This is a genomic window from Proteus sp. G2300 (genome assembly GCF_009915965.1).
GTDB classification, from domain to species: domain Bacteria; phylum Pseudomonadota; class Gammaproteobacteria; order Enterobacterales; family Enterobacteriaceae; genus Proteus; species Proteus vulgaris.
The window spans coordinates 147,828-174,312 of sequence record NZ_JAABNK010000013.1; the positions used below are offsets into that span (position 1 = coordinate 147,828).

28 protein-coding genes are annotated in these 26,485 nt (G+C 37.7%); 9 read left to right on the plus strand and 19 right to left on the minus strand.

Translation table 11 applies throughout. The features are described from left to right. Nucleotides 1-2: 2 nt before the first annotated feature. A complete protein-coding gene (locus GWI97_RS07675) occupies nucleotides 3-1,706 on the minus strand; it encodes a sensor histidine kinase (protein ID WP_036939317.1) in 1,704 nt (567 codons plus the stop codon). 234 nt (nucleotides 1,707-1,940) lie between these two features. Between GWI97_RS07675 and GWI97_RS07680 the strand changes: the two genes are divergently transcribed. The 3 genes from GWI97_RS07680 to GWI97_RS07690 are packed head-to-tail and all read left to right on the plus strand — an operon-like array spanning nucleotide 1,941 to nucleotide 5,230. Next, complete coding sequence (locus GWI97_RS07680) at nucleotides 1,941-2,912, plus strand: HlyD family secretion protein (protein WP_036939314.1); 972 nt, start codon at nucleotides 1,941-1,943, stop codon at nucleotides 2,910-2,912. A 9-nt stretch (nucleotides 2,913-2,921) separates the two neighbouring features. Beyond that, entirely contained in the window at nucleotides 2,922-4,067 is a 1,146-nt protein-coding gene (locus GWI97_RS07685) for an ABC transporter permease (protein WP_036939313.1), read from the plus strand. Then, the gene (locus tag GWI97_RS07690; protein ID WP_087803764.1) at nucleotides 4,067-5,230 is read left to right on the plus strand and encodes an ABC transporter permease; all 1,164 of its coding nucleotides are present in this window, start codon (nucleotides 4,067-4,069) and stop codon (nucleotides 5,228-5,230) included. Before GWI97_RS07685 ends, GWI97_RS07690 begins: the two co-directional genes overlap by 1 nt. A 52-nt stretch (nucleotides 5,231-5,282) precedes the next feature. Here GWI97_RS07690 and GWI97_RS07695 read toward each other — a convergent pair whose 3' ends face one another. After that, the gene (locus tag GWI97_RS07695; RefSeq protein ID WP_036939307.1) at nucleotides 5,283-6,161 is read right to left on the minus strand and encodes a U32 family peptidase; all 879 of its coding nucleotides are present in this window, start codon (nucleotides 6,159-6,161) and stop codon (nucleotides 5,283-5,285) included. A 13-nt stretch (nucleotides 6,162-6,174) separates the two neighbouring features. Further along, on the minus strand, nucleotides 6,175-7,170 hold the full coding sequence (gene ubiU / locus GWI97_RS07700) for a ubiquinone anaerobic biosynthesis protein UbiU (protein ID WP_036939304.1): 996 nt from the start codon (nucleotides 7,168-7,170) through the stop codon (nucleotides 6,175-6,177). 216 nt (nucleotides 7,171-7,386) lie between these two features. Here ubiU and ubiT point away from each other — a divergent pair, with 216 nt between their 5' ends. Beyond that, on the plus strand, nucleotides 7,387-7,920 hold the full coding sequence (ubiT, locus tag GWI97_RS07705) for a ubiquinone anaerobic biosynthesis accessory factor UbiT (protein WP_036939302.1): 534 nt from the start codon (nucleotides 7,387-7,389) through the stop codon (nucleotides 7,918-7,920). Next, the gene (locus tag GWI97_RS07710; protein ID WP_036939299.1) at nucleotides 7,914-8,420 is read left to right on the plus strand and encodes a GNAT family N-acetyltransferase; all 507 of its coding nucleotides are present in this window, start codon (nucleotides 7,914-7,916) and stop codon (nucleotides 8,418-8,420) included. Before ubiT ends, GWI97_RS07710 begins: the two co-directional genes overlap by 7 nt. A 15-nt stretch (nucleotides 8,421-8,435) precedes the next feature. On the opposite strand, the gene GWI97_RS07715 is transcribed toward GWI97_RS07710, so the two are convergent. Then, nucleotides 8,436-8,726, minus strand: a complete 291-nt coding sequence (locus GWI97_RS07715; protein WP_036939295.1) for a GIY-YIG nuclease family protein — start codon at nucleotides 8,724-8,726, stop codon at nucleotides 8,436-8,438. A 286-nt stretch (nucleotides 8,727-9,012) separates the two neighbouring features. Here GWI97_RS07715 and GWI97_RS07720 point away from each other — a divergent pair, with 286 nt between their 5' ends. Next, entirely contained in the window at nucleotides 9,013-9,264 is a 252-nt protein-coding gene (locus tag GWI97_RS07720; protein ID WP_036939292.1) for a YdgH/BhsA/McbA-like domain containing protein, read from the plus strand. Between the two features lie 114 nt (nucleotides 9,265-9,378). Continuing rightward, complete coding sequence (locus GWI97_RS07725) at nucleotides 9,379-9,819, plus strand: YhbP family protein (RefSeq protein WP_036939289.1); 441 nt, start codon at nucleotides 9,379-9,381, stop codon at nucleotides 9,817-9,819. A gap of 24 nt (nucleotides 9,820-9,843) precedes the next feature. On the opposite strand, the gene GWI97_RS07730 is transcribed toward GWI97_RS07725, so the two are convergent. From GWI97_RS07730 to argF, 9 genes are all read right to left on the minus strand, one after another. Continuing rightward, nucleotides 9,844-10,206: a hypothetical protein gene (locus GWI97_RS07730; RefSeq protein WP_036939824.1), complete on the minus strand. Its 363-nt coding sequence runs from the start codon at nucleotides 10,204-10,206 to the stop codon at nucleotides 9,844-9,846. 163 nt (nucleotides 10,207-10,369) lie between these two features. After that, on the minus strand, nucleotides 10,370-10,579 hold the full coding sequence (locus GWI97_RS07735) for a hypothetical protein (protein WP_036939286.1): 210 nt from the start codon (nucleotides 10,577-10,579) through the stop codon (nucleotides 10,370-10,372). Between the two features lie 26 nt (nucleotides 10,580-10,605). Beyond that, complete coding sequence (gene nrdG, locus GWI97_RS07740; RefSeq protein ID WP_036939283.1) at nucleotides 10,606-11,070, minus strand: anaerobic ribonucleoside-triphosphate reductase-activating protein; 465 nt, start codon at nucleotides 11,068-11,070, stop codon at nucleotides 10,606-10,608. Between the two features lie 4 nt (nucleotides 11,071-11,074). Beyond that, nucleotides 11,075-13,213, minus strand: coding sequence for an anaerobic ribonucleoside-triphosphate reductase (gene nrdD, locus GWI97_RS07745; protein ID WP_087803762.1), 2,139 nt, complete (start codon nucleotides 13,211-13,213; stop codon nucleotides 11,075-11,077). Between the two features lie 344 nt (nucleotides 13,214-13,557). Further along, nucleotides 13,558-13,944 (minus strand): RidA family protein, encoded by a 387-nt coding sequence (locus tag GWI97_RS07750; protein WP_006535650.1) that lies wholly within the window; start codon nucleotides 13,942-13,944, stop codon nucleotides 13,558-13,560. A gap of 324 nt (nucleotides 13,945-14,268) precedes the next feature. Next, nucleotides 14,269-14,727, minus strand: a complete 459-nt coding sequence (gene pyrI, locus GWI97_RS07755; RefSeq protein ID WP_036939271.1) for an aspartate carbamoyltransferase regulatory subunit — start codon at nucleotides 14,725-14,727, stop codon at nucleotides 14,269-14,271. Between the two features lie 13 nt (nucleotides 14,728-14,740). After that, nucleotides 14,741-15,676, minus strand: coding sequence for an aspartate carbamoyltransferase (pyrB, locus tag GWI97_RS07760; protein ID WP_036939268.1), 936 nt, complete (start codon nucleotides 15,674-15,676; stop codon nucleotides 14,741-14,743). After that, nucleotides 15,676-15,846: a hypothetical protein gene (locus tag GWI97_RS18195; protein ID WP_163827130.1), complete on the minus strand. Its 171-nt coding sequence runs from the start codon at nucleotides 15,844-15,846 to the stop codon at nucleotides 15,676-15,678. Before GWI97_RS18195 ends, pyrB begins: the two co-directional genes overlap by 1 nt. A gap of 178 nt (nucleotides 15,847-16,024) precedes the next feature. Then, nucleotides 16,025-17,029 carry an ornithine carbamoyltransferase gene (gene argF, locus GWI97_RS07765; RefSeq protein ID WP_036939266.1) on the minus strand — a complete coding sequence of 335 codons (1,005 nt, stop codon included), beginning with the start codon at nucleotides 17,027-17,029 and terminating at the stop codon, nucleotides 16,025-16,027. Nucleotides 17,030-17,213: 184 nt separating this feature from the next. On the opposite strand from argF, the gene rraB reads away from it, so the two are divergent. Continuing rightward, entirely contained in the window at nucleotides 17,214-17,642 is a 429-nt protein-coding gene (gene rraB / locus GWI97_RS07770) for a ribonuclease E inhibitor RraB (RefSeq protein WP_036939263.1), read from the plus strand. A gap of 110 nt (nucleotides 17,643-17,752) precedes the next feature. On the opposite strand, the gene GWI97_RS07775 is transcribed toward rraB, so the two are convergent. After that, the gene (locus tag GWI97_RS07775; protein ID WP_036939260.1) at nucleotides 17,753-18,622 is read right to left on the minus strand and encodes a pirin family protein; all 870 of its coding nucleotides are present in this window, start codon (nucleotides 18,620-18,622) and stop codon (nucleotides 17,753-17,755) included. Between the two features lie 708 nt (nucleotides 18,623-19,330). Here GWI97_RS07775 and GWI97_RS07780 point away from each other — a divergent pair. Next, nucleotides 19,331-19,810: an Hcp family type VI secretion system effector gene (locus tag GWI97_RS07780; protein ID WP_036939258.1), complete on the plus strand. Its 480-nt coding sequence runs from the start codon at nucleotides 19,331-19,333 to the stop codon at nucleotides 19,808-19,810. On the opposite strand, the gene GWI97_RS07785 is transcribed toward GWI97_RS07780, so the two are convergent. The 5 genes from GWI97_RS07785 to GWI97_RS07805 all read right to left on the minus strand — a co-directional run bounded on the left by GWI97_RS07785 (nucleotide 19,807) and on the right by GWI97_RS07805 (nucleotide 26,485). Continuing rightward, complete coding sequence (locus GWI97_RS07785; RefSeq protein ID WP_036939255.1) at nucleotides 19,807-20,868, minus strand: hypothetical protein; 1,062 nt, start codon at nucleotides 20,866-20,868, stop codon at nucleotides 19,807-19,809. The genes GWI97_RS07780 and GWI97_RS07785 overlap by 4 nt on opposite strands. 118 nt (nucleotides 20,869-20,986) lie before the next feature. Then, nucleotides 20,987-21,910, minus strand: a complete 924-nt coding sequence (locus GWI97_RS07790; protein ID WP_036939252.1) for an SEL1-like repeat protein — start codon at nucleotides 21,908-21,910, stop codon at nucleotides 20,987-20,989. A 211-nt stretch (nucleotides 21,911-22,121) separates the two neighbouring features. Next, nucleotides 22,122-22,289 (minus strand): YhfL family protein, encoded by a 168-nt coding sequence (locus tag GWI97_RS07795; protein WP_036914671.1) that lies wholly within the window; start codon nucleotides 22,287-22,289, stop codon nucleotides 22,122-22,124. Nucleotides 22,290-22,711: 422 nt separating this feature from the next. Further along, entirely contained in the window at nucleotides 22,712-23,221 is a 510-nt protein-coding gene (locus GWI97_RS07800) for a GNAT family N-acetyltransferase (protein ID WP_036939821.1), read from the minus strand. Nucleotides 23,222-23,596: 375 nt separating this feature from the next. After that, the gene (locus GWI97_RS07805; RefSeq protein ID WP_036939248.1) at nucleotides 23,597-26,485 is read right to left on the minus strand and encodes a valine--tRNA ligase; all 2,889 of its coding nucleotides are present in this window, start codon (nucleotides 26,483-26,485) and stop codon (nucleotides 23,597-23,599) included.

The following is a 26,485-nucleotide window of genomic DNA, read 5'->3' on the forward strand; positions in this document are numbered from 1 at the left end:
TGTTATGTAACGTTATCCATACTTTTTTCTAGAGGTAAGCAAATTTTCACCTTTGTATATTCATCAGCTTGGCACTCGACTAAAACACCATAAAGCTCGCCATAGCGTAATTTTAATCGCTTATCCACCAGCCTCATGCCTAATCCTAATTCGTGAGAAGGGCATTGAGGTTGATAAAGCCCTGCGTTATCACAGATTTCAATAATGATCAGATGGTGCTCTTGGTGCGCTCTAATTGTAATCTTTCCTGTGTCTAATAACTGTGATGTTCCATGTTTAATTGCATTTTCGACCATCGGCTGAAGCGAGAAAGCAGGTAAGCGTGCATTAGCTAAGGTTTCAGGTATGTGAATATCAATCTGTAAACGATCTTGAAAACGGGCTTTTTCGATTTGTAAATAAGCTGTTACATGCTCTATTTCATCACTTAATGTCACAACCGCTTCAGGTCTTTTTAAATTTTTACGAAAGAATGCGGAGAGAAATTGTACTAATTGTTTTGCTTGTTCACTATCGCGGCGAATAACTGCTTGTAGGGTATTTAACGCATTAAAAAGAAAATGTGGATTAACTTGCGCGTGTAGGAGTTTAATCTCTGACTCTAAAAGTGATTGCTTATTTCGTTCATATTGTCCGGCCAGAATTTGTGCAGACAATAAACTGGCAATCCCTTCTCCTAACGTACGATTAATTGAACTAAAAAGGCGATTTTTAGCTTCATAAAGTTTTATTGTTCCAATGACTTGGTTATTTTCACCTCTTAACGGAATAACCAAAGTGGAGCCGAGTTTGCAATGAGGGGAAAGTGTGCAACGGTAGGGGGTTTCATTACCGTCTGCATAGACAACTTCATTATTATTAATGGCTTGTTTCGATTGTTCTGATGAAATGGGGGTTCCTGGTAAATGGTGATCAGCACCAATACCAATAAAGGCGAGCAGTTTTTCTCTATCAGTAATAGCAACAGCACTGACTCTTAACTCTTGATAAATGACTTTCGCCACTCGAGTACTATTATCTTGATTAAATCCTTTACGCAAAATGCCTTCTGTGCAAACGGCAATTTTTAATGCTTGTGCTGAGAAAGCGCTGGTGTATTTTTCAAATATTGCCCGTCTATCTTGTAATATTCGAATAAACATTGCCGCACCAATGGTGTTTGCAACAATCATCGGCGCTGCAATATCTTTAACTAAGGCAAGAGCTTCATTAAATGGGCGCGCTAATAATAAGATGATGCTCATCTGTATGATCTCGGCAAAGAATGTCACAGATGCTGCAGTCCACGGATTAAATATGCGATGCATTTGACCGCGTTTGACATAATAACGGTGAACTAATCCACCTATTAATCCTTCTGCAATAGTTGAAACCATACAGCTGAATGCAGTCATACCACCAAGAGAATAACGGTGTAGGCCACCAGTGAAGCCAACAAGGAAGCCGACATATGGGCCACCAAGCAAGCCACCTAGAACTGACCCAATCGCGCGTGTATTAGCAATAGAATCATTAATATGTAACCCGAAATAGGTCCCCATAATGCAAAAAATAGAGAAAATAACGTAGCACATTAACTTATGGGGAAGCTTTATCGTGACCTGTAATAGGGGCGTAAATAAAGGCGTTTTGCTTAAAAACCATGCAATAATTAAATAAACGCACATTTGCTGTAATAACAGCAAAATAAGATCAAATTCATACATAGGTGTAGAGTACCGTTCTCTTTTCTACCTGATTTATATAAAAAGCTCAGATAAAACGGGGCTATTAATTAGGCGATAAAGTTTGATATAAGAGTAACTTAATCGCGCTTTCAAAGAAAATATTCCTTCGCTTCAGTGATCTGGCGCACAAAACTCTTAAAGAAATTCTGAGTTATTGTGTAATATAACTCTGTCAGTGAGTGTTCTACTTCACTATTAAGGTCTAATCGTTATATGAAAAAAAGAGCCATTTATCTTATTTTATTAATGCTAATACTAATTGCATTAGCCGTACTTTTCCGCGCGCATAATCAATATTTATTATTGCAAGGAGAAGTTGATGCACCAGAAGTGATTGTTGCCTCAAAAGCGAAAGGTCGCGTTATTGAGCGCCATATAGAGCGCGGTGATGATGTCAAAGCAGGGCAATTAATGATCACTTTAGAAAGCCCTGAACTCAACGCACAAGTTGCGGCTCTGGAAGCGGCCAAAGCACAAGCACAAGCACAATTAGATTTGTCGTTGCATGGCACAAGAGAAGAAAGTATTCGTAATTTAGAAGCGGTGTTATCCCAAGCTAAAGTAGAAGCAAGTAATGCTTCACGAGATTATCAGCGTATTAGTGCTGTCGCTAATCAAGGTTATGTCTCTGCAACAGAACTAGATAATGCACGCCGTAGCCGTGATGTTGCATCACAGCGAGTAAGAGCAGCACAAGCAGAATTGGATGAAGCCAAAAATGGTGATCGCATTGAATTACGTCATAAATACACAGCAGCAGTACAACAAGCAGAACAACAGCTTATTGAGCTGAAGATCCAACAAGACGATTTACAAGTCAAAGCCCCCGTTGAGGGTGAAGTTGGGCCTATTCCTGCGGAAATAGGTGAACTTTTTAATGCTAATAGTCCGCTTGCTACCCTTATTCGTATTCCTGATGCCTATTTTGTTTATAACCTTCGTGAAGATATCTTAGCGGATATTCGCAAAGGTGATCGTATTACTATCATGGTTCCTGCATTAGGCAATAAAGAAGTCGAAGCTGAAATTCGCTATATCGCCCCAATGGGGGATTACGCAACAAAAAGAGCCACAAGAGCAACGGGTGATTTCGATTTAAAAACGTTTGAAATTCGACTGTATCCTGTGACGCCTATTGAAGGGCTACGTCCTGGTATGAGTGCGTTATGGCGCTGGGATAAATAAGGGCGAATAATGAGAGTAAAAGCAGCTTGGCGTGGCTTTAGTAGCGCATTTTCACGAGAAACTCATATGGCAGTTCGTAGTCCCGTTTTTCACTGGCTAAGCTGGCTATTTCCATTGATGTTGTTCACGTTAATTAGTGCTAACTTTTCTGAAGGTACATTGCTGAATTTGCCAGTTTCAGTGATCAATAATGATAATAGTCCATTATCGAGAACGCTGATCCGCGACTTAAATGCGGGCTCTCATGCGCAATTAAATACACTAGACGGTAATCCTCGAACAGCAATGGAACGACTCGGTAGCGCAAAAGATTATGCGATACTCACGATACCACGCCATTTTGAAAGTAACGTATTAGCAGGAAAGCAACCGACAACACGAATGTATTATAACGGGTTGTATTATGCGGCAGGGAGTTATGCAATACAGGACTTTAGTGGATTAATTGCAGAGCTTAATGCGCAATACCGTACTGTATTAGCGCAAGAGATGAATAAACCCGTACCACCATTAGCAAAAGTGACACTCTCTTATGACAGCTTATTTAATGCCAGTGGTAGTTATATTTATTATCAGCAATTTGCTGCTACTATTCATATGCTTCAATTATTTGTCGTGACTTGTACTATTTATTCGTTGTCACGCGGTAATATGCTACTGAATATTAAGCCTTTTACGTTTGCACTTATTGGTAAGCTGACACCCTATACACTGTTTTTCTTAACCTTATTAATTGTTGAATTAGCAGCATTAGTGCATTTTTCAGGTGCTAAGGTAAATGGCAATCCGCTATATATGGTGTTGGTTGGGTTCTTCTATATTATTGCAGCTCAAAGTGTTGGACTGTTACTCTTTGCGTTTACCAATAGTGCGATCACTGCATACAGTATGATAGGTATGTTAGTGAGTATCGCTTTGGCATTTTCAGGCATGGCTGTACCTGAACTTTCAATGATCTTACCTGCTCAGATTATTTCTAATCTAGAGCCATTAACTCATGCCTTAAATGCGATGTTTGATATCTTCTTAAGAGAAGTATCACTACAAGGTATTTTATATGTTTGTTCACTCTTGCTGATTTATCCTTTTGCTATTGCCTTCTTAGTTCGCAAACGTATTTTTAAACGATTGGAATTACAGGTAGGTGTTGCATGATGCAAATGTATTTTCAAACTTTTAAGCGCGTTCTACTGGGGATGTTAGAAAAACCTATGTGGATGTTGTTAATTGTTTCGCTATGTGTGATGAGTTTAGTTTATGCCAAACCTGTTTTATGGGATCTGCCTGTTGCAGTGATTAATCAAGATCACAGTCCTGCAAGTTATTCACTTATTCGGGCATTAAACTCGACACCAAAATTAAGCATTAAAAATTATGATAATTTAGATGAAGCACGCCACGATATGATTATGCGTGAGCTCTTTGCCATCATTATTGTGCCAACTGATTTTGAGAAAAAATTACTGAATGGTAAAGATGTCACGGTTCCTGTCTTTGGTGATGCCACAAACCGTCTTGCCAGTGGACAAATTCAGCAGGAATTGATGTTGGCTTATCAACAGTTATTAGATTCTTACAATGGCCGTATTTTACAAAATGCCGGATTCAGTATTGAGCAATCGAAAATTCTGTTAAAGCCTATCCAAGGTGAAACCATTGCGATGTATAACCCAGGGGTAAGTTTTGCCGCAATTATTTTCCCTGGATTATTAGTGATGTTATTGCAACACTCCCTTTTAATTGCTTGCGTGCGTGTCAGTATTGCAGTGAGAAGTACGCCGAAAGGAAAGCCGCCGCTAGCTGTTTATTTAGGGGCCTTATCTGCACTTATTCCGATTTGGTTATTTTTGTCGGCTGTCTTCTTCGCATTATGGCCTTGGGTATTAGGGTATCGTCAAGAAGCTCCTCTTTACCAAGTCTGGATGTTGACATTTCCATTCTTATTGGCAGTTTTAGGATTAGGTAAATTAATTACAGAATGCTTGCGCAGCGTTGAGATGATTTACCTGACACTAGCTTTTGTGACGACGCCAGTGTTCTATATTTCTGGCACGATCTGGCCATTGCAAGCAATGCCGGATTGGGTGTTTGCTATTTCATCCGCATTACCTTCTACATGGGCTGTAAACGCCATGGCAGGGATAAATCAAATGGGGTTGTCATTCCAAAGTATATTGGGTGATATTGTGATGATGCTGGTTTTAGGCGTGATTTATACAGTGTTAGGTGTGCTGGTGGGTATGTTACGCAATGGGGAGTTAAGGCATATTACGCATCAGTTTAAACATTGGTTGCATCATCGCGGTGAGTCAAAATAAAAAGCCCATATGGGCTTTTTATTTAATCATATTATGATGTGCTAAAATATTTTTATTCCACTAACTCCAACCCGGCTAACTTACGCCAATAGCCATTACAGTCATGGTGATGAACTGTGGTCAGTGGTTGTTGGCCTTGTTCATTTTGGCGAAATTGTTGCAAGGTATCAAAAATAGCATCAGACTCAGGCGATAAGCGAATAATATCCACTAACCCTGCCATTGAGGTTTGATCGTTACCCAAGTTATAACAATAGCCACTTTGCGTTTGAATACCATTGAGCACAAACACTTGCTGATTTTCCTGTGATAATACCTCACGGCCTTGAGGGTATTTTTGACAGCAGGTTTCGCAATCATCTTTAGCGCGATTTTCAGAACGAGCTGTAAAACAACGTGCTGAATACGCTAAAGGAAGGTGGCCATAAGCCAGCACTTCAACTTCAAATTTATCTCTAATACCCAATATTTCACATTGGTTTAAAAGATTGCTTAGCCATTCACGAGAAAGCTCTACTGGCATACACCAACGCATCATGCCTTGTTTATGCAATAAACGCAGTGCGTAAGCGTTGTAGCAATTTAGTCCATGACCCGCAATGAAAGGTAGATGACGCTCGTAAAGCATATTGATAACGCCAAAATCATGGGCTTCAACTAAGAATTCGCCGTTATCAACTAACTTAGCAATTTCTTTTAATTCAGAAGGCGCTTGTAATAATGCTAAGGTAGAAAGAACCACTTGCTTACCACTTTTAGCGACTTCTTTTGCCAGATTTATCCAATCTTGAGGCTTAGTTTCTCGACGCTTACTGCAAACGGTTTCACCTAAATAGATAATATCCGCATCACATTGTTTTGCTTTTTCATAAAATGTTTCTAGCGTGGCTTTTGGCCAATAATAAAGTACAGAGCCTAATGCATATTTCATTTTCTTATCCTTATTATTGCCATTTACGGTGATAAGCACCCAACGTTGTTTGTGTTCCTTCTGAAATTTTTCCTAACGCATTCATCCAACGAGGATCTGTGCTAAAGCCTTGGGGATCTTTCTTACATTGATCAATCGCCGTTCGCCAAACTCTTGCGACTTCAGTGACATAAGCAGGACTACGCTGACGACCTTCAATTTTGACAGAGGCAATATTCATTGCCATTAATTCAGGTAGTAGTGAAAGGGTATTTAGGCTAGTGGGTTCTTCTAATGCATGATAACAATGGTCATCAACAAAATATCGCCCCTTACACAGTGTTGGATAGCCTGCATTTTCATCAGGCGCATAGCGGTCTATTAGCACATCATTAAGGCGAGATTCCATCCCTTGTGGTGTTTCTTGCCAGCGTACAAAACGCGCTGGAGAGCAAGCGCCTACCGTATTGGGTGATTCACCTGTTAAGTAGGAAGAAAGATAGCATCGACCTTCCGCCATAATACATAGGCTACCAAAGGCAAAAACTTCTAAAGGTACTGGGCTAGTTTGTGCTAATTGTTTAACTTGATGAATAGATAGAACACGAGGAAGAACAATACGTGCAACATCAAAATTGCGTCGATAAAACTCAATTGCTTGTGTATTAGTTGCTGAGGCCTGTACAGAAACATGGCGTTCAATATGAGGATAATGCTCAGCTGCATACTCTAGCATCGCGATATCTGCCAAAATAAGTGCGTCAGCCCCCAAAGATGCAGCCATATCAACGGCTTTTTGCCAGCGTTCAAATCCATTAGGGTGAGCAAAAGTGTTTATCGCAATATGCAATTTTCGCTGGTGGCGATGAACATAATTAACGGCTTCTTGTAACTTCTTTTCTGTAAAATTCAAACCTGCAAAATGTCTTGCATTCGTATCATCTTTTAAGCCGATATAAACGGCATCCGCACCATTATCTATGGCTGCTTTTAAGGCAGGTAAATTACCTGCAGGGCACAGCAATTCCATCTTCACTTCCCTTTAGAAATTAAGAATGATCGGAAATTGTAATAAACAAGATAAAAAAAGGTTTTGATTTAGGGCAGAGAAGTTTGTTTTTTACTTAAGTAAAATTAAAGAACTCAAAATGTGAGCAATGGATTAACGGAATATTGATATAGGATCGCAGAATATCTGTTTATCTCTGGCACAATAGCCCCTAAATTTATTTATAGGAGTCCGAAAGTGTTTAATAAAATTCGTACCCATTTGGTAAAAGAGGGGCCTCGTTTTTTACGTTACCCTTTACAAGTAACCCCATTCGCTTTGCAACGCGATATTTTAGAACAGTTTTTAAGTTGGCAGTTTCGTGAATCCCTTGCTGAAGGTGATTTACACTTTTTAGAAGATAAATGGCTAAAAGTTGAGATAAGAGACTTACATTTACAGTGGTTTATCAGTGTTCGTGATGATAAATTAGTGGTTAGTCGCTTAGAAAAAGAAGATGTCAGCTTTAGTGGTAATGCGAATGATCTTATTTTAATTGCAGCTCGCAAAGAAGATCCTGACACCTTATTTTTCCAACGTCGTCTACAAATTGAGGGTGATACAGAACTCGGGTTATATGTTAAGAACCTGATGGATGCAATTGAATTAGACTCAATGCCATCTGTGTTGCGTTTTGGTTTATTACAACTGGCTGAATTTGTAAAAAGTGGACTTCAAGAAGAAACTGAAGACAAAATACACAGCCATGAACTGAGCTCAACTTCATGCTAATACGTGTTGAAATTCCCGTTGATATTCCTGCTATTGATAGCCTTTTACGCCAAGTATTTCCGACAAGCGCTGAAGCTGATTTAGTTGGGCATTTACGTGAAGAAGGTCTATTAACATTAGGTATGGTGGCTATTAGCGATGAAGGCCAATTAGTTGGCTATATCGGTTTTACACCAGTTGATGTTGATGGAATAGATTGTCAGTGGGTTGGACTTGCGCCACTTGCTGTTGCACCAGAGTTCCAAAACCAAGGTATTGGACGCCAACTGATTAATGAAGGGCTAGATAGCCTAAATGAATTTGGGTATGGCGCAGTTGTAGTGTTGGGAGATCCAACATACTATCAAGCATCGGGTTTTATTCCTGCTAAATCTCAAGGCTTGCATTGCAAATGGCCTGATACAGAAGACACATTTCAGCTTTATGCGTTAGAGAATGGCAATGTTGAAGAGATCCACGGTTTAGTCAACTACTCACCTTTGTTTGACCAGTTTAGTTGATCCGCTTAACCAAATTTATTTATCCTGTATTAAATACAGTGCAATGTCTGAAGGCTGGTCTGTGATCAGCTTTTCTTTTTGTCTTTTTTTTAACTGCTTTAATTGGTATTCAAGCTGAGATGCTTGTTGCCTATCGCCTACCTGACAATGAAACTCTAATAATAAAGGCCCTTTTCCTTTTAATGCTTTCGCACCAGTTCCATTCTGATGCTGTTGAAAACGGCGCTCAACATTTGTTGTGATCCCGGTATAAAGAGAGCCAAGACGATTTCTAACAATATAGAGTGACCACATTGCGTCAGCCATTATTTTTTCCTTTTCGTGCTACTTTTTCTTTTGATAAATAATATTTCTTAGTTTTTAAAGTGAGTAATTTAAGGCATGTCAAAAATAAATCTATTAAGTATATCAATATGTTGTGAAATATTTGTGACAGTAAACTTTATGATTTAAAAAATAACATTCAAATTTTTTGAAAATGAACAGCAATTATTGCTAATTTTAAAGTTAAGCTAAAGTGCATAATATGATCCACATCACAGAGACACACTCCGCGATACCTCACAAAATTAGAATTAAATTGGAGTCTATTATGAAAAAATCTACATTAATCGCTGCAACATTAGCTTTAAGTGCTATTTCATTCGGTTCAATCGCATCTGATAGCATATCAAAAAGTCCTTCTGTTAATGGTGAGTATATCACAATCACTGGTAGTGATACTTTAGATGGTTTAACAGCTAAAATTGCTCAAATCGCAAAAGATGAAGGTGCAAAAGGCTTTAAAGTTGTTGGCGCGACAGGTGAAGATTACCTCACTGTAAATGCTGAAATTTATCGTTAATTTTAACTATTTTCGATAAATAACTTGTAATAAGAGACACGCGGTAAGACGCTCGTTTTGATGATATAATTATCATCTAAACAGCGTCTCTTTTTGTTTCTATGCAGGTATGTTATGTCTTCCTTGAACTCTCTCAAAATAATTAAACAATATATATGTGATAACCATGTGTTTACCTTATGTACAACGAGTTCAGTCGGTGATATTTGGTGTGCTAATTGTTTTTATTGGTTTGATGAAAGTCAGATGAGACTTATTTTTCTTTCTGAAAAGAAAACACGCCATGCTAGAATGATGCAAGAAAACTTATTAGTTGCTGGAAGTATTAGTACCCAAGAAATTGCTGTATCTGATTTACAAGGTATTCAATTCACTGGGTCTGTTTCTTTACTCACAGGTAAGGACGACATCAACGCAAGAAAACATTATTGTTTACGTTTTCCTGTCGCATTAGCTGCTATCCATGTGCCTTTATGGGAGCTACAGTTGCAAGAAATTAAGATGGTCAATAATCGGCTGGGCTTCGGAACGAAGCTTTATTGGCAACGTAATTAAGCTTCTTATTTTCAGAACTTCTTATTATTCCCAAAAATAATGATTTTTTCGTTCCCATCCTTTTAAAGACATACATGAGGTATAGAAAGTGTGTCTGTCATCTTGATTAATGTCTTCAACATAACTTTCAGTCATTGGAACGCGCTCAGTGTAGGTTTTATTATCACCACAGTGGTATTTATCTTCTTTACGACACTTTTTTTCTACATCATGGTAAACAGTACGTTGTAGTACTTCTTTGCGAATAGGATAGCGGGTATTCGCATCAAATTCACAAAGCATCTTCGCTTCCTGTAGTGTGTAATCTGATGCCCCTCTGGGTTCCCAAGTACTACTACAGCCAGAAAGTAAAATTATTGAAAATAAAGGAAAAAATGTGAATTTCATATCAGACATTATCACAAAAAAGAATAGTTAATTGAGTTAATAATAAAACAAAACTAATCACTTTGACTATATTTTTTGAAAATGATTCACATTTAATAACGGAGGTGATCAAATGAGAATGATGAAAGAAAAAAAGCCCATTATAAAAATGGGCTCTTAGGTGTTACTCAAACGATGAAAGGTTTTTCTCTATCTCAGCATCTATTTCTTTATGCTGGAGATGTTTAGCGCCGAGTTTCTTTTTCAATTCGGTGCCTAGCTTCACGAGTTGTTCTCGATTTGCTTTAGATTGCTTTTTACCCCATTTTTTTAAATGGTAGTTCAGTTCATGATCTTCAGAAAAGCTTACATATTTATTATCACTTAAAGGCATACATCCTCCAGTTAATTTAATGTGTATTACTTCAATTTATGGATCACCTGATTACTACTACCACGCCACAGTAATGCGGGATCATAAAGTTCTTGTACGAACTTCCCATCAATCAGCACGTTAATATAGTTAACGACTTCTTGCTGTTCTGGGGTTAAATCGGCCAGTAAATAGCCCGTCCAAACCCAAATATCTTTTTCGGGGCATTGCGTTTTAACACGTTTTACCAATTTTAATATAGCAGAAAGATTTTGTGGGTGTAGGGGATCGCCACCTGAAAGTGATAATCCTTGTCGTTTAATACGGCTGTCTTGAAGATCAGTAATGATCTGATCTTCCATTTCTTGTGTAAACGGCTTGCCGGATGTTAGTGACCACGTTGATTTGTTATAACAGCCTCGGCATTGGTGTATGCACCCTGAAACAAACAGGGTGCAACGTGTACCTGGGCCATTTACAACATCAACAGGGTAATATTGATGGTAATTCACACTCTTAACCTAACTGGCCATTTGCCAGATGTTTTACTCGACGTTTAACTTCTTCTTGTTTACCTGCATTAAATGGGCGTGAATCTGGGCTACCTAAATATCCGCATACACGACGAATAACGGAAACTCTTGCTGGGTTGTGATTACCGCAACGTGGGCAAGTAAAACCTTTACTGGTACAAGAGAATTCACCGGTATAGCCACAGTCATAACATTCGTCAATTGGGGTGTTTGTTCCGTAATAAGGAACTCGGGTATAGCTGTAATCCCACACATCTTCTAGCGCTTTAAGGTTATGCTGTAAGTTTGGATATTCGCCATAGCAGATAAAACCGCCACTCGCGAGCGGTGGATAAGGTGCTTCAAAATCCAGTTTGTCGTATGGATTCACTTTCTTTTCAACATCTAAATGGAAGCTATTGGTATAATAACCTTTATCCGTCACACCGGGTAAAATACCAAATTCAGCCGCATCTAAACGACAGAAACGATCACATAAGTTTTCGCTTGGTGTGCTGTAAAGGCTAAAGCCATAACCTGTCTCAGCTTTCCATTGGTCTGTTGCTTCGCGTAGACGATTGATGATCGCCACCGCTTTTTCTCTTAAGGTTTCATCGTCAAAAACGTGTTTTTGAGTACCAAATAGGGCATTAATGGTTTCATGAACACCGATATAACCTAATGAGATTGATGCTCTGCCATTTTTAAAGATTTCAGACACGTTATCGTCTGCTTTTAAGCGCACACCACAAGCACCTTCCATATAAAGGATCGGGGCAACACGCGCTTTAACATTTTCTAAACGTGCGATACGTGTCATCAGTGCTTTTTTCGCTAATTCAAGGCGGTCATCCAGCAGTGACCAGAAGGTGGCTTCATCACCTTGAGCTTCGATAGCAATACGCGGTAAGTTAAGGCTGATAACGCCGAGATTATTACGACCTTCGTGGATCATTTCGCCATTTTCTTCATAAACACCTAAGAAGCTACGGCAACCCATTGGGGTTTTAAATGATCCCGTTACTTTAACGACTTGATCGTAATTCAATATATCGGGATACATGCGTTTACTTGCACATTCCAATGCAAGTTGTTTAATATCGTAATTAGGATCACCAAACTTATGGTTTAAACCATCTTTAATAGCAAAAACAAGTTTAGGGAAAACCGCTGTTTTACGATTTTTACCTAAACCAGCCATACGATTTTCAAGAATAGCGCGTTGAATTAACCGTGCTTCTTTTGACGTACCAAGGCCAAAGCCGAAAGTGACAAAGGGGGTTTGTCCATTAGCCGTATGCAGTGTATTGACTTCATACTCTAAAGATTGGAATGCGTCATAACACTCTTTTTCAGTGCGTGCATTGGCATAGGCTTCTTTATCTGCGATTTGCCACTCTTGTGCAACTTTGTAGTGTTTGTCGTAGCTTGCTTTAACAAAAGGAGCTAAGACTTCATCAATACGATTTATTGTTGTACCACCATAAATATGGCTTGCTACTTGTGCGATAATTTGTGCAGTAACCGCAGTTGCGGTTGAAATAGATTTAGGGGGTTCTATTTCGGCATTTCCCATTTTAAACCCGTTATTTAACATGCCATTAAGATCAATAAGCATACAGTTAAACATAGGGAAAAACGGGGAGTAATCGAGATCATGATAATGAATTTCACCACGCTCATGAGCGAGTACCACATCTCTTGGCAGGATATGCAATTTTGCGTAATGTTTAGCCACAATACCCGCAAGTAAATCACGCTGAGTAGGGATAACTTTACTGTCTTTATTCGCATTTTCATGAAGAATAGAGACATCACTTTGTTCGATAAGACCTCGGATTTCCTGAGTTAATCTTCCGCGTTGCTCACGGGCAACATCTCGGTCGTGACGGTATTCAATGTAGGCTCTGGCGACATCTTTATATTCGCCAGCCATCAGCTGATTTTCTACGGCGTCTTGGATCTCACGGATATCGACATTCGAACGTCCTGCGAGAGATTGTGAAACGGATTGCGCGACAGAATCGCAATAATCATCATCAGTGATCTCACAAGCTACGGCTGCTCTTTTGATAGCATCGCTGATGCGGGTTTGGTCAAAAGAGACTTTACATCCGTCTCGTTTTATCACTATGGTTTTCACAATCTTGCTCCTTAACTATTTATCCACAGGCTCAAATCCCATAAAAACAGGTGATGGCACAGTATTCAGGCTTATTGTGGATAAGATGTGTATAATTACTATATATTGTAGGTCGATATGTATTAAAGCACAATATGTAGTAATTGGAAGAGAAATAATCTTCATTAAAACTGATCTACATCAAGGTATTTTTGCTACATCAGGCATCAAGAGGGATGAGCAGAATTGTAAATCTGTGCCAAAAACAGAAGTGATAAATTATTCATCAAAAAGTGAGAACATAAAAAAAGCAAAGTGCTCATAAAGAGACCTTTGCTTTTTTATGACTGACTATTGAGACCAAATTAACGGATAGCGATAACTTCGATTTCTACTTTTGCATCTTTTGGTAAACGTGCAACTTCAACGCAAGAACGAGCAGGGAATGCCGCGTTATGCTCTTTGAAGAAAGCTTCATAAGCAGCATTAATAGTACCAAAATCATTTAAATCTTTTACGAAAACAGTGGTTTTTATGATATTAGCAACCGTTAAACCTGCTTTTTCAATAATTGCTTTTACGTTTTCTAAAGATTGGCGAGCTTGTTCTGCTGCATTATCAGAAACAAATTCACCTGTAGCCGGATCAACAGGTAGTTGACCTGAAGTGATCACTAAATTACCTAAATCAACGCCTTGTACATAAGGGCCGATTGCTGCAGGGGCTTTATCGGTATTAATTTCGTAAGACATGTAGAACTCCTGTTTTTATAAGATTAACGCTAACGCTTGATTAGCACGGCGCTATTATAGCCAGCGCTTGAGGTTAGCAACATGACAGATATCAGGCTTTATCATAAAGTCTGTAAGTATAAAAAGAAAATAATCGTAAAGTTCTCTTTTGTTTTTACATGGTTTTTAATCCATGAAAATGACCAATTTGTAGCAAATTTTTTTATAAAAAAAGATTATGAGCTATTAGTCTTTTTTAGAGAGAGGATATTATGTGTATCGAGAGGGAATTATTCTATTCTTATCAAAAAACTATCTGCTCTTTCGAGCAGATAGTTAAAAGAATTAGCGAATAACTGCGTGGCGTTCGAATTCTTTTTCACAGTATTTGCAGGTTAATACAACATCCGAGGCCAGTTTTTTGACTCGGAAACTACTTTGCACTGGCTCGTTATGGCTAATACAGTTGCTATTAGGACAAGGCACTACATCTTCAAGTAATTCTGGTAAACTTAATGCCATCTTATTAACCACTTGATAATTATCGATAATATTGACTGTGGCTTGTGGCGCATACATTGCTAAACGGTTTGCTTGCTCTGAGGTTAAAAAGACATTTTCGATTTTAATTAAGTCTTTTTTACCTAAGTTTTCAGAAGGTAAATTAAAACCTACAGTTATTCTTTCATCAGTTTCAGTTAAACGGAATAGTGAAAGAATTTTAAAGCCCACCTGCGCTGGAATATGATCAATAACAGTCCCACGTTTGATAGCTTCAACTTTTAGTTTGTGATCATGTGTCATGGTGTGCTCCTTATTAAAGAACTAAGTTTTTATTTAGAACTAAGGCAAGTAATGCCTGACGTGCGTAGATACCGTTGCCTGCTTGTTGGAAATAATAAGCGTAAGGTGTTTTATCTACATCTGTCGTGATTTCATCGATACGTGGCAGTGGGTGTAGGATCTTGAGGTTATCTTTCACATTGACTAAATCAGCGCTAGTTAAAACAAATTGTGCTTTAACATTGGCATATTCAGAAGGATCTAAACGTTCTTTTTGTACGCGCGTCATATAAAGAATATCCAGCTCTGGCATGACTTCATCTACTGTTTCATGTTGGCTATATTCAACACCATTTTCTTCAAGTAAATGGAGGATATGTTCTGGCATAGCAAGCACTTTCGGGGCGATAAAATAGAGATGATTGCCTTTAAATTTTGCCAATGCTTGTGCTAATGAATGTACGGTTCGGCCATATTTTAAGTCACCTACCATTGCGATATTGAGATTATCTAAACGGCCTTGTGTCTCTTGAATGGTAAACATATCCAGTAGAGTCTGTGTTGGATGTTGATTTGCACCATCACCCGCATTGAGGACAGGAATATCACCAGCAAATTCAGATGCTAATCTCGCCGCACCTTCTTGAGGATGGCGAATCACAATGGCGTCAGCATAAGTGCGAAGAACGGAAATGGTATCCGCCAATGTTTCACCTTTTTTACCTAATGATGTGTTGCTTCCATCAGAAAAACCGACAACAGACGCGCCAAGGCGGTGAATAGCTGTCTCAAATGATAAGCGAGTACGTGTTGATGCTTCAAAAAAGCAACTCGCAATCACTTTGTCTTTTAACAATTCGTTGTTAGGTTGCTGTTTTAGTTTATTAGCAACGCGAAGAACAGCTTCCAAATCTTCCCTGTCCAGATCATTGATGGAGATAATATGCTTTTGGTAGAGCGGATTAGTCATTAGAGTTCTCCTTTGGCGATGAATTGTGCGGTAGGTGGTTTTTTATAGGCCAAAAAAAACCCCTCAATAAGAGGGGTTTTAAAAAATTGGGCTATTGGAAAAAAGAGAATACGCTTGCGACCCATTAAGGTGCTTGTTTTTGTTACAAATTGGAATAGGCGCTGTTTCATCTTTCCTCCTGACAAATTGTGGCGCATTATACGCATCCTAGCGTTGCACGCAAGCGTTTGCTTTTACTTTTTACAAAAAAAAAATTTTTTAATTTAAAATCAATAAGCTTGGAATAAAACGAAGAAAACACCTATTTTTTCATAAATAAAAAATAGGTGTTTTGCATGATTATGTATTTCAGAACGAATTGGCAAGGGTCGCTACCATCACGGCTTTTATGGTGTGAAGACGATTCTCTGCTTCATCAAACACAATACTGTGTTTTGATTCGAACACCTCATCAGTGACTTCAAAACCACCATATAGATTAAACTCTTTAGCTAATGCTTTACCCATTGTGGTCTCTTCATCATGAAAAGCGGGTAAACAGTGAAGGAATTTGACGTCTGGGTTTCCGGTTAATTTTATAACATCCATATTGACCTGATAAGGCTTAAGTAAAGCGATACGCTCTTTCCAAACCTCTTTTGGTTCGCCCATAGAAACCCAAACATCAGTATAAAGAAAATCAGCATTTGTAACGCCTTCTGCTACATTTTCAGTTAGCGTGATGTTTCCGCCATTTTTCTTAGCAATCTCTTGGCATTGAGCAACTAAACCTGATTCAGGCCAACATGCTTTAGGCGCAACTAAACGTAAATCCATCCCTGTTAATGCTGCTGCTTCCAACATAGTATTTCCCATGTTATTGCGAGCATCACCAAGGTAAGCAAATATGGTTTCTGATAACGACTTAGTTTGATGTTCTGTGATAGTCAGTAAGTCTGCTAACAATTGGGTTGGGTGAAATTCATTGGTTAAGCCATTCCAAACAGGTACACCTGAATATTGTGCAAGTGCATCTACCGTTTTTTGTCCATAACCCCGATACTGAATACCATCATACATACGGCCTAATACGCGTGCAGTATCTTTTATTGATTCTTTATGTCCAATTTGGCTTCCACCCCCTAAATAAGTCACTCTGGCGCCTTGATCAAAAGCCGCAACTTCAAAGGCACAACGGGTACGTGTTGAGTCTTTTTCGAAAATAAGCGCGATATTTTTTCCTGCAAGATATTGAGTTTCTTCACCTGATTTTTTGGCTTTTTTTAATTGTGCTGACAATGTAAGTAGTTGTTGAATTTCAGCAGGTGAAAAATCCAGTAAACGTAAGAATGATTTTTGATAAAAAGGGTTCATAGAGTGAGATCCTGTAATTGAATTTATATTCAATTTATATTAATAAATATTCATCATCAACCCCTAAAGGAAAACTTTTAATTTAGACAGTCTGCGATAAGCGCATCATATTAGGTATGGAGTGTTGATTCGCCCTGTGGGAGAATAAACAAGATACCTTTTCAGACTATTGCGGAGCATGATTATGGCGGACAGCAAAGAATTAGCAGAACAACGTGAAGAAACACGTCTTATTATTGAAGAATTACTGGAAGATGGTAGTGATCCTGATGCACTGTATGCTATCGAGCACCACATCTCTTGTGAAAACTTCGAAACACTAGAAAAAGCTGCAGTTGAAGTATTTAAATTAGGTTATGAAGTGACTGAACCTGAAGAAATCGAAGTAGAATCAGGTGAAATTTTAGTTTGCTTTGATGCTGTGAGTGAAAGTGGTTTAAATGCTGAGCTTATTGATGCTCAAGTTGAACAGTTAATGAATTTAGCTGAAAAAATGGGTGTTTATTACGATGGTTGGGGAACTTACTTTGAAGATCCTGACGCTGAGTATGATGATGAAGACGGTGAAGACGAAGACGACGAAGAGTCTGATAAGTCATCACGCTTACATTAATTTTTGCTAAATGTTGTCCCTTTGTGCCTGATTTATCAGTGCAAAATAATAGCACCAGCCACAAAATTATTGCTTTGTGACTGGTGTTATTGGTTTTAAGGGGAGAGCCATTAATCCATTACACCAAATTTACCATTGTCATAATCATCAAAAGCTTGTTGTAACTCTTCTTGGGTGTTCATTACAAAAGGCCCTTGCCCTGCAATTGGCTCATTAATTGGCTCACCGGTGAGAATTAAAACAATGGTGTCACCCATTGATTCTAATGTCAGTGTATCACCATGATTATCTAGCATTACCATGTCATGTTGACGTGCAATTTCACTGTCATTGATATGTACAGCACCTTTCACCACAAACAGCATTGCATTATGACCTTCAGGAATACTGTAGTGTGAAACCCCCGCGCGATTTAAACGTAGATCCCACACATTAAGTGGTGAGTAGGTCATTGCGATGCCTTGGGTATTAGCATAATTACCAGCAATCACTCGGACATAGCCTTGATCATTAGGTAATTCAACATGAGGGATATCCTCTGCTTTCAGCGCCTGATAACGAGGCTGTGTCATTTTGTACGCTGTCGGCAGATTCACCCAAAGTTGCACCATCTCCAATACACCACCTTCTTTGGTCATTTTTTCAGAGTGATACTCTTTATGCAAAATGCCAGAAGCAGCAGTCATCCATTGAATATCACCTGCGGTAATGGTTCCTGCGTGACCTTTAGAGTCATGATGAGAAACCTCACCTTGATAGGCGATTGTTACGGTTTCAAATCCACGATGAGGATGCGCTCCTACACCACGGGCATTGGTAACAGGTTTAAACAGTGTTGGCTCGGCATAATCCATCAGCAGAAACGGGCTATGTTTCTCACCATTTTCCTGATAGGAAAATAAGGTGCTGACTGGAAAGCCATTACCTACCCAGTGTGAATTTGGCGCCGAATAAATATGATTAATCTGTCTGATTGTCATGATTGTTCTCCGAGTTAAGGAAATAAACCGCAATAACCAAGACACAGAAGGAGGTAATACAGATTATTGCGATTTCTTAATGAGGCTGATCATAAAGTGTTCGCGTGATGAACAAAATAGGGGGAATTTGTTGATGGTATTCAAAAAAAATGAATGAATTTCTAAAAAGAAGATAAATAGGGATATTGATTGAATGTGTAATTTGGCGACTACGCGGTTAAATATTTTTTCATCTTTATTTATCGAATCTTGGTAGAGTTTTATAGCTTGGCTGATATCGTATTTTGTACTAAAACCATATTAGTACAGTAAACCTAGTGAATTCATTGTAGTTAGATCCCCTCTATTTTTGATGGCTTCTTGATAATATATTCTCGCTTTATCATATTTTTCTAACTCACTGTACAATATTTTCAGTTGAGTAAATGAAAAATAGTCTTTAACCTAATTAATAAGTTATATAACTTTTAGTTAGTTCTATATTTTTTTAGTATGTATGTTAAATTTTTAGATAATTATGAGGGTTATGTTTTTTATTATCTCTGTAAATTTTATATATTTCATATATGGAAATTTTTTCTTTAAGAATATATTTAATTTGATTATTTGAATATAAAAATATAAAGTTAGATAAATATAGAAATAACGTGATGATAATAATCATATTGTTTAATATTATATAAACGTATCTAAAAATGGACTTTATTAATGGCTAATTTAATTTACCTTACATTAGAAGGTCAGCAACAAGGCCTGATTTCTCGTGGTTGTGGAACATTAGATTCAATAGGAAATCGTTATCAATTAGGGAAAGAAAATGCAATATTTGTTACAGAACTAAATTTTTCAGTATCTAGAACTCAAAATCTAGCTCATCAACCAATAGAGTTTACCAAACTGATTGATAAATCTTCCCCTCTGTTACTTGTTGCGGTTTCAAATAATGAAATTCTTAGTTTAGTTTTTGATTATTATCGTACCGCACAAAATGGTGGAATTGAAAAATATTTCACAGTGAAATTAAATGAAGCATCTATTATTGATTATTCACATCAATGTCCAAATAATATTTTACGCAATGATATCGATCCTGAAGAGCAATTAACTGTTAGATATCGTGATATTACCACCTCGCAAATCATGGCTGGTACTTCTGGGTATAGTATATCAGATGAGAATGTATTCTAATTTTTATATTTATTAATTAAATGGCGTACCTCAGAAATAAAAGCATCATCACTAGCTACACTACTTGGGCTTGCAGCTAAAGTAATTAAAGGTCCTAATTCCGTTTCAACAAAATAATAGGCCATAGTGATCTTGCTTTTATTCATTACGTCGTAAACCATTTTATTTTTATTTTCAAGTCTTCTTGCTGCTTCCGACATTTTTTCAATCGTACCGTAACTGTACATTAATGTTGCAACTAAAGTTGTCCTTTTGATAATTTGGGTTGGTCTAAAAGGTTTAAAAAAGGATGGGTAATTTGTAATAATACCTGCAACCATTTGAGTGATTATAGCGGATACAATAAATTTTCGAATTTTAGAATCAGCCATAATGTCGACACCAACATCTGTTGCAAAATTTCTAACTGATGAATTAACCTGTTCTTCAATATCAAAATTATCACGGAAATTGATTGGGTTGTTCATATTAGAAATAGTGGTTGCTACTTTAACATAATCGGATAGTTTTTGTTTTCTAGATGGAGATATGTTATTGATTATTGTATCAATAATAATATTGACAACTTCCGTAATATTTTCATAAGGTTTATAAACAAACCGCAGTAGATAAATGGCTTCAATATTTTCTTGTATGATCCGAGGTTTTCTAGATAGCCGAGATTTAAGAACATAATTCATACCCTCAAGAGCTGGTGGGAGTATACCCAATTCAATGAATGTATCTATTGTTCTGTTTACCCCTTTTGTAGAAGTAATACCAAAATCTTCAATATATTTTACCCAAGGATTATTTAGAGCTACTTCAACAGAAGGAGCACTTCCTTCACATTTATAATAAATAAATTCATCCAATCCACTGGGCGAGCATCCCTTTGAGCGACTTTGATTTGCACTAGAAGAGTCTTCATATTGCCAAGTTTTTTGGGCAAGATTATGTGCACTTTTCAGTTCTCGACCTATTTTTTTGTAAATAATAAGTCGCTTTTCCATTGCCTCATTAGCATTTAATATTTCACCATCTTTACAGTAAAACCACTCTAAATCACCACACTGCATATAAATCTCCTTTTTATTTATTCATAGTTAAACTATAAATAAACCCATCTAGATGAATAGACATCTGGAATTATTTACCGTAGCAACTAATATGTTAAAGTTAATTTTTATGGTTATATTAATTTTTGTTATTATTTATAAAGTGTTTATTTAAGAAATTAATTCGTAACTGAATATCGGTATAACCTAATTGATAGGCTCTTGTATATAATTCGATGGCTTTTTCATAATTTTGAGGTACTCCAAGGCCTTCTTCATACATCAGCCCCAAATTAATCAACCCACCAATTCCATCTTTATTTGCTGCATCTTGATATAGTTTGACAGATTGACTAATATCACGTTTTACACCAAAACCATGTTGATATAGTAATCCCATTGAATTCATTGCGGCGGGATCACCTTTCTTGATCGCTTCTTGATAATATATTATCGCTTCATCATATTTTTCTAATTCACTGTACAATATTCCCAAGCGAGTAAATGCAAAATAATTACCTGCTTGAATTGATGCGTTATACCATTTTTTGGCTAATTCTATATTTTGTTCAACCCCATTACCATGACGATATAGATCGCCTAAACTCATCATAGCACTACTGGAGTGATCTTTTTTAATTGCTATCTCAAACATCTCTTTTGCTTTTTTATAATTATTATTATATTTGTATAGTATGCCTAGATTATAATTAGCAGATGATGAGCCGAGTTCTATTGCTCTCTGGTAAAGTAATATAGCCTCTTGTTCTTTATTATGATTTTGTTTAAGCATTGCCAGTTGATTAAATCCATCAGCATCATTTTTATCTGCTAAGAGTTGATAAATTTGTTCTGCTTTCTCTACATTTTTTTCAACTCCTGTACCCGTTTCATAGAAACGTCCGAGTACTAATAATGCTTTATTATCTCCCTGCGTTGCTAATATCTCACATGCGGAAAAGTTTTTTTCTTCGGGAATGCATTTAGCTTGGGGGAATGAATAAGCTAATATAGGAATAGATAAAAATAATGTGACGATAATAATCTTGTAGTTTAATGTCATATAAAATTACCTGAAATAGATTTTATTAATGGTTAATTTAATCTATCTTCCATTAAAATGGAAACACTAAGCTCTGATTTCTTATGTTGGTGAGGAGTGCAACTCATAAAAAACGAGTAAAAATATAAGATATGATAAAACAAAAAACTACATCCTTTCTTAGCAACAATAAGTCAGAATGTAGTTTATTAATACGTTTATTTCTTAAATTTTATTTGCTAGTGTCGCCACAACCGCCAATGATTTTAGAAATAGAAACTGCTGGGTGCAGTAAGTAGTCGTAGTTACAGTCTTTTTCTTTATTGTATACGCTACCAGTACAGCCAGTCATTACGGTAATTACAGAAGCAATAAGTGCAATTTTAACAAAGTTTTTCATGAAAAAATTCCTTTTAAATTTTAGAGTTATAAAAGCCAATGTATGACTTTATCTGCATAAAGATATTAAATTAGCTATAAATAGCAATATAAAAAAATCTCTTTTTTTAAATATAAAATAAGATAAATAATATTTTATTTAAGAAGGGGGATATAATTATCTAGAGTGAAATGAAAAACGATTTAAACTTGTGAATTTTAATAATATTTAAGATAAGAATTTTATTAATAATATTTTGATAATAATTAATTAAGAAATTAATTGTGAAGATAAGCATAGAAATATACTGTATTTATATCATTTTGATAAACAGGATTTGTGTTAATAGGTGCTATTTTTTGCAAATAAAAACCCGCATAAGAAATACGGGTACAGTCGTACTTATTTTATTTATTGTATTACGTAGGGAACAGCAAGAACGCTTAAAGTGGCTTCACCATACGGATCTCACAATCACTATGTCCAGTGTTGCCTAATGCTTCATCAATAAATTCGAATCCTAGTTTTTCGTATAAACCGACAGCCGCTTTTAAGATATCAGTGGTTTCTAAATAGCAACGGCTAAAGCCTTGCTCTTTACCAAATTCAAGAGATTGCAGAACGATTTTTTTCGCAATACCTTTGCCACGTAATTTGGATGAAAGGTACATTTTTTGTAGTTCACAAGTATTGCCATCGCCACCAGCAAGTGGTGCGACACCCCCTCCACCAACAACTTCTCCATCCATTTCAACAACCCAGTAAGCACTGCGTGGCTGATGATAAACTTCATAGAGGGTATCTAAAATTGGATCGGCAACCGCAAAGCCTTTATCGGCAGTTAAACCGTGCTCTGCTGAGACTTCACGAATAACGCGTGCAATACCTGCGTTGTCTTTTTCTTCAATGGCTCGGATAACAATATTTGAGTTTATAGTTTGGGTTGCAGTCATAGTTGCACTCATCGTTTTCACTTATTAGTAGAATATTTTTTGATTATTTATTGAGAGAGCACCGGAAAGGAACTTCTTCATTGAAAGTAGCACGGATGGCTACAAAAACTATCTTAATTGATTAAGCGTGTTTGTAAACCGTTAGCTCCTCCTCTTTGCTTAACTTTCCACTTTATTTCTAGCGTTATATTTTAGTGAGTGATTAAATTTAAGCGAAAATAAGGGATGAAAGGGCGTATTTACGAGAATAGAACCGTAAATAATAAGAAATTAAGTGAAAAATGGTTTTATTTTCTGACTGAAAGAGACTAAGTAAAAACCCGCGATAAACGCGGGTTTTCATTATCAATATCAGGGTCTTTAAAGCGATAGTGCTTATAAAGAGGCGATAGAGACTTTCTGTGCAATTAGCTTCTCTTTCGCACTTAAGCATGTCGCTAAGCGTTCACGCTCTTTAGCAACAACCGCTTCTGGCGCACGGTTTACAAAGCCATCGTTAGATAATTTGCTGTCTAAAGTTGAGATATCTTTTTCTACTTTTTCCAGCTCTTTATCTAAACGTGCAAGCTCTGCATCTTTATCGATAAAGCCCGCCATTGGGATCAGCAATTCTGCACCGCTAACCAGTTTAGTCACTGATAATGGCGCTTCTTCACCTTCTGCTAATGGGCGAATATCCGCTAAACGACCCATGGCTTTTAAGAAACCAATATTGTCATTGACACGGCGCTTAGCATTGTCATCCGCACCACGTAAAATAACATCAAGTGGTTTACCTGGGGCTATATTCATTTCAGCACGGATATTACGAACGGCAACGATAACTTCTTTGATCCACTCAAGATCGTTAAGTGCTTGTTCATCTACCAGTGAAGCATCGAACTCTGGGAAAGCTTGTAGCATGATGGTTTCACCTTCAATGCCTTTCACTTCCTTCACGCGTTGCCAAATTGTCTCTGTGATAAATGGAATGATTGGATGTGCAAGACGCAGTAAGCCTTCTAACACTTCAATCAGTGTATGACGTGCTGCGCGTTTTTGTGCATCATTACCTTTGTGTACCGCAGGTTTTGATAGTTCAAGATACCAGTCACAGAATTGGTTCCAAGTGAACTCATATAAAATACCCGCAGCGATATCGAAACGATAGTTGTCTAACGCCTCACGATAGGCTTTAACGGTATTGTTAAATTCAGCTAAGATCCAACGGTCAGCCAGTGAGAATGTCATCTCACCACCTTGGTAGCCACAATCTTGATCTTCCGTATTCATCAGAACAAAGCGGCTTGCGTTCCATAACTTGTTACAGAAGTTACGGTAACCAGATAGACGTTTCATATCCCAGTTAATATCGCGACCAGTTGAAGCTAGTGCGGCTAAGGTAAAGCGTAGGGCATCTGTGCCGTGTGCTTCAATACCTTCTGGGAACTCTTTGCTAGTACGTTTAGCAATTTTTTCAGCCATTTGTGGCTGCATCATATTGCCAGTACGTTTTTCTAATAAATTTTCTAATGAAATACCGTCGATCATATCCAGAGGATCAAGTACGTTTCCTTTGGATTTTGACATCTTCTGGCCTTCTTCATCACGAATAAGCCCTGTCATATAAACTGTATTAAATGGAATTTGCGGTTTGCCGTCTTCGTCTTTGATAAAGTGCATGGTCATCATGATCATGCGAGCGATCCAGAAGAAAATGATATCAAAGCCACTGACTAACACATTTGTTGGGTGGAATGTTTTTAGTGCTTCGGTGTTTTCAGGCCAGCCTAATGTTGAAAATGTCCACAGTGCGGATGAGAACCATGTATCGAGTACGTCTTCATCCTGGCGTAATACGACATCAGCGGCGATATTGTTTTCACGACGAACTTCTTCCTCGTCACGACCTACATAGACATTGCCTTCATTGTCGTACCAAGCAGGGATACGGTGACCCCACCACAGTTGACGAGAAATACACCAATCTTGGATATCATTCATCCATGAGAAGTACATGTTTTCGTACTGTTTTGGTACAAATTGGATATCACCATTTTTAACAGCTTCAACTGCGGGTTTCGCTAAAGGTGCCGCGCGAACATACCATTGGTCTGTCAGTAAAGGCTCGATAACAACACCACCACGGTCACCGTAAGGTACGGTTAAATCGTGAGGTTTGATCTCTTCTAATAAACCTAAACGTTCAAATTCAGCAACCATCGCTTTACGTGCTGCGAAACGTTCCATGCCTTGGTAGGCTTTTGGAATTTCAGTGCTATAAACGTCAGATTCAACACCGTTGGTGTCTAATACTTCTGCGCTAACACGGATATTACCATCAAAATCCATGATATTAATCATTGGTAATTGATGACGACGTCCAACTTCATAGTCATTAAAGTCATGGGCAGGGGTGATTTTTACGCAACCAGTACCTTTTTCCATATCCGCGTGTTCGTCCGCTAAAATAGGAATACGGCGGTTGACGATTGGTAGAATAATTTCTTTACCAATTAAATCTTTATAACGTGGATCTTCTGGGTTAACCGCAACACCAGTATCACCTAACATGGTTTCTGGGCGAGTAGTTGCAACAATGAGGTAATCTTTACCTTCAGCTGTTTTTGCCCCATCCGCTAAAGGATAACGCAAGTGCCACATTGAACCTTTAACTTCACGGTTTTCGACTTCAAGATCAGAAATCGCCGTGTGTAATTTAGGATCCCAGTTAACAAGGCGTTTACCACGGTAGATAAGGTCTTCTTTGTGTAAACGCACAAAGGCTTCTTTAACCGCTTTAGATAAACCTTCGTCCATGGTGAAACGTTCACGTTCCCAATCAACAGAATTACCTAAACGACGCATTTGGTTAGAAATATTACCGCCTGATTCCGCTTTCCACTCCCAAATTTTGTCGATAAATGCATCACGACCATAGTCATGACGATTTTTACCTTCTTCAGCAGCAATTTTACGCTCAACAACCATTTGAGTTGCGATACCCGCATGGTCAGTTCCTGACTGCCATAAGGTGTTTTTACCTTGCATGCGTTGATAACGGATCATGGTATCCATAATGGTCTGCTGGAAAGCATGGCCCATATGTAGGCTACCAGTGACATTTGGTGGTGGGATCACGATACAAAAGCTTTCTTTCGTTGTATCGCCATTGGCTTTAAAGTAGCCGTTTTTTTCCCAATGTTGATACAGAGGTTGTTCAATCTCTGCTGGATTATAAGTTGTGTCGAGCGATGGCTCTTTTGGTGCGGATTTATTTTCCAT

Bases quoted from the DNA above. Each gene is read 5' to 3' on its own strand.
- GWI97_RS07775 (WP_036939260.1), bottom strand. From the start codon at position 18,622: ATGACAATCAGACAGATTAATCATATTTATTCGGCGCCAAATTCACAC.
- GWI97_RS18195 (WP_163827130.1), bottom strand. From the start codon at position 15,846: ATGAAACAGCGCCTATTCCAATTTGTAACAAAAACAAGCACCTTAATG.
- GWI97_RS07785 (WP_036939255.1), bottom strand. From the start codon at position 20,868: ATGCAGTGTGGTGATTTAGAGTGGTTTTACTGTAAAGATGGTGAAATA.
- GWI97_RS07695 (WP_036939307.1), bottom strand. From the start codon at position 6,161: ATGAAATATGCATTAGGCTCTGTACTTTATTATTGGCCAAAAGCCACG.
- GWI97_RS07690 (WP_087803764.1), top strand. From the start codon at position 4,067: ATGCAAATGTATTTTCAAACTTTTAAGCGCGTTCTACTGGGGATGTTA.
- ubiU (WP_036939304.1), bottom strand. From the start codon at position 7,170: ATGGAATTGCTGTGCCCTGCAGGTAATTTACCTGCCTTAAAAGCAGCC.
- GWI97_RS07685 (WP_036939313.1), top strand. From the start codon at position 2,922: ATGAGAGTAAAAGCAGCTTGGCGTGGCTTTAGTAGCGCATTTTCACGA.
- GWI97_RS07780 (WP_036939258.1), top strand. From the start codon at position 19,331: ATGGCTAATTTAATTTACCTTACATTAGAAGGTCAGCAACAAGGCCTG.
- GWI97_RS07680 (WP_036939314.1), top strand. From the start codon at position 1,941: ATGAAAAAAAGAGCCATTTATCTTATTTTATTAATGCTAATACTAATT.
- argF (WP_036939266.1), bottom strand. From the start codon at position 17,029: ATGAACCCTTTTTATCAAAAATCATTCTTACGTTTACTGGATTTTTCA.
- GWI97_RS07750 (WP_006535650.1), bottom strand. From the start codon at position 13,944: ATGTCTTACGAAATTAATACCGATAAAGCCCCTGCAGCAATCGGCCCT.
- pyrI (WP_036939271.1), bottom strand. From the start codon at position 14,727: ATGACACATGATCACAAACTAAAAGTTGAAGCTATCAAACGTGGGACT.
- GWI97_RS07715 (WP_036939295.1), bottom strand. From the start codon at position 8,726: ATGGCTGACGCAATGTGGTCACTCTATATTGTTAGAAATCGTCTTGGC.
- GWI97_RS07730 (WP_036939824.1), bottom strand. From the start codon at position 10,206: ATGAAATTCACATTTTTTCCTTTATTTTCAATAATTTTACTTTCTGGC.
- GWI97_RS07735 (WP_036939286.1), bottom strand. From the start codon at position 10,579: ATGCCTTTAAGTGATAATAAATATGTAAGCTTTTCTGAAGATCATGAA.
- GWI97_RS07790 (WP_036939252.1), bottom strand. From the start codon at position 21,910: ATGACATTAAACTACAAGATTATTATCGTCACATTATTTTTATCTATT.
- pyrB (WP_036939268.1), bottom strand. From the start codon at position 15,676: ATGACTAATCCGCTCTACCAAAAGCATATTATCTCCATCAATGATCTG.
- GWI97_RS07800 (WP_036939821.1), bottom strand. From the start codon at position 23,221: ATGACTGCAACCCAAACTATAAACTCAAATATTGTTATCCGAGCCATT.
- rraB (WP_036939263.1), top strand. From the start codon at position 17,214: ATGGCGGACAGCAAAGAATTAGCAGAACAACGTGAAGAAACACGTCTT.
- GWI97_RS07720 (WP_036939292.1), top strand. From the start codon at position 9,013: ATGAAAAAATCTACATTAATCGCTGCAACATTAGCTTTAAGTGCTATT.
- GWI97_RS07675 (WP_036939317.1), bottom strand. From the start codon at position 1,706: ATGTATGAATTTGATCTTATTTTGCTGTTATTACAGCAAATGTGCGTT.
- GWI97_RS07805 (WP_036939248.1), bottom strand. From the start codon at position 26,485: ATGGAAAATAAATCCGCACCAAAAGAGCCATCGCTCGACACAACTTAT.
- GWI97_RS07725 (WP_036939289.1), top strand. From the start codon at position 9,379: ATGTCTTCCTTGAACTCTCTCAAAATAATTAAACAATATATATGTGAT.
- GWI97_RS07795 (WP_036914671.1), bottom strand. From the start codon at position 22,289: ATGAAAAACTTTGTTAAAATTGCACTTATTGCTTCTGTAATTACCGTA.
- GWI97_RS07710 (WP_036939299.1), top strand. From the start codon at position 7,914: ATGCTAATACGTGTTGAAATTCCCGTTGATATTCCTGCTATTGATAGC.